Below are 2,399 nucleotides of genomic sequence, written 5' to 3' on the forward strand. Positions count from 1 at the left end.
CGCCTTGGCCGCCTCGGCGGAAGCCGCCGTGGTGCCCACTGCCTTGCCGGCTGCCAGCGTCTTGGCGGTGATGGTGTCGATGGCTGCCTTCACCTCTGGGTCCGTGGTCTTGCCGGGTACACCGTAGGACTGGGACAGGTCCATGGGTCCGATGAAGATGACATCGATGCCGTCCACCTTCAGGACCTCGTCCAGATTCTCCACACAGGTCTTGGTCTCACAGTGGGAGACGATCATCGTGTTGGCATTGGCGGTGTCGATATACTCCTGCACGCCGCAGGTGCCGTAGTCACAAGCCCGCACGCTGGGGGACAGGCCCCGCACGCCCAGGGGGGTATACTTCACATAGGACACCAGGTTCCGGGCCTGCTCCGGGGTATCTACATTGGGCACCTGCACGCCCGCATATCCCAGGTCCAGATTCTGCAGGATCTCCACCTGCTGGTTCTCCCGAACCCGCACAATGGGCGTGATGCCGGCCGCGTCCGCTGCCCGGACGATGTTGCTCAGCTGTTCCCGGTCCACCGCCACATGCTCTGTATCCAGTACGAAGAAGTCGAACCCCGCCAGGGCCAGCAGCTCCGGAACCGCAGGGTCCGTCAGCTTCACAAAGGTGCCGATGGCACTTTCCCCATTTTGGATCTTCTTTTTCAAAAGATTTTCGCGCATAACAACATCCCTTTGATTCAGAATTTTCTGCCGTTTAATATAGCAAAACACGTGCCACATCTGTCCATATCACAGAACCGGCGTTTTTTTTGGACAAATGCCAAATACCCGCGTTTTCTTTTTGTGCGTTCAGACAAAACAAATCGTGAGCTTTTGGCTTTCGTCAAACCGTTTTAGCCAGATGTACTCCCTTCTTGCCCTTGTGTGCGTATGCGCATTTTCATATCCGTTGCTGATTTGCGTACGCTTTTCCCGCCCCCCTCCTTTCGGCTGAAAAAACTCCCGGCAGGGGGCGCGGCTGTCAGGCCGCTCCCCTGCCGGGAGCTGCATCCGTGTCAGGCTGCCGGAATGGTGCCTGTCACACTCCTACTTCTCTTTATGCCCTTGCATCTTGCGGACAATGGTGGAGGGATCCACTCCCAGAGCCGCAGCGGCCTTGCGGACAGAGCCGCACTGGTCGATGGCATGCTGGATAGCAGCCAACTCCACCCGTTCCACTGTCACCTTCAGCGGCAGGATCTCCCGCATGCCCACGGCGGCGGGTTCCCCGTTCTCCGACCAGAATTTCTTGGGAAGATTTTCCCGCCGAATCTCATCTCCCGGAGTGGTGATCACCAGGTTCTCCAGCACATTTTCCAGCTCCCGGACGTTACCAGGCCAGGGATAGTTTTCAAACGCGTCGATGGTGTCGGAGAAAATCGTCTTCTGGGTGTGATACTTCTGATTCACCACCGTCAGAAAGTGGTTGAGCAGCGGTACGATGTCCTCCTTCCGCTCCCGCAGGGGCGGAATCTGGACACTGACCACATTCAGACGGTAGTACAGATCCTCCCGGAATTGTCCCTCCCGAACCATCTGCTCCAGATTCTTGTTGGTGGCCGCGATGACCCGGACGTTGATATCGATGGGCTCGGTGCCCCCCACGCGGGTGACCTTCCGCTGCTGGAGCACCCGCAGCAGCTTCACCTGCATGTGCAGCGGAAGATCGCCGATCTCATCCAGAAAGACCGTGCCGCCGTTCGCCGCCTCGAAGAGGCCCTTGTGTCCCCTGTTGTCCGCCCCGGTGAATGCGCCCTTCTCATACCCGAACAGCTCGGACTCGATCAGATTCTCCGGAATGGCCCCGCAGTTGACCTGGAGATATGGCATATCCTTTCTGGGACTATTGTTGACCAGAAGCTCGGACACCAGCTCCTTGCCCGTTCCGGACTCCCCAAGGATCAGGACCGTGGCGCCGTCAAAGGTCGCTACACGCTGGGCGAGTTCAACGACCTTTCGGAACGACTCGCTATTTGCAATAATGGTCCCAACGCCCAAACGGATCTTCATATCTTCCAGCTGCTTGTTTTGCCTGCGTATAATTTCTTCTTTATCCCGGAGGCTGGCCTGCATATTGTTCAGAGATGTGATATCCCGCACATTGTTGAATATGTAGCGCACTTCCCCATTTTCACCGAAGATCGGCGTGGCCGTGGCCAGGACCGTCAACTGCGTATTATAGTTGTAGCAAACCTTGGAGGTCTGCCGCTTCTGCTCAATGGCCTCAAGGCACACAGAGTCGGAAAAGATCTTTTTCTCCAGCAGCTCCTCCGTGCTCTTTCCCATCAGGTCCTCTTTGGTCACCCCCAGTAAAGACGCATTGGCGGAGTTGGCAAAGAGAATCCTGCCGTTCCCATCCGTAATCCATATCCCATCATAAGAGGACTCCAGCATCTCAATCAAGCTCTTCG

General features: G+C 56.9%; 2 protein-coding genes. Both read right to left on the reverse strand.

All coding sequences use genetic code 11. The annotated features are described in order from the left end of the window. A partial coding sequence (locus HMPREF1546_RS16550) for an HpcH/HpaI aldolase/citrate lyase family protein (protein ID WP_036631420.1) occupies positions 1–669 on the reverse strand: 669 nt, incomplete at its 3' end. A 366-nt stretch (positions 670–1,035) separates the two neighbouring features. Further along, positions 1,036–2,399 (reverse strand): sigma-54-dependent Fis family transcriptional regulator (locus HMPREF1546_RS16560; protein ID WP_021751524.1); only part of this gene is annotated, 1,364 nt, incomplete at its 5' end.

This window comes from Oscillibacter sp. KLE 1745 (genome assembly GCF_000469445.2).
Taxonomy (GTDB): domain Bacteria; phylum Bacillota; class Clostridia; order Oscillospirales; family Oscillospiraceae; genus Oscillibacter; species Oscillibacter welbionis.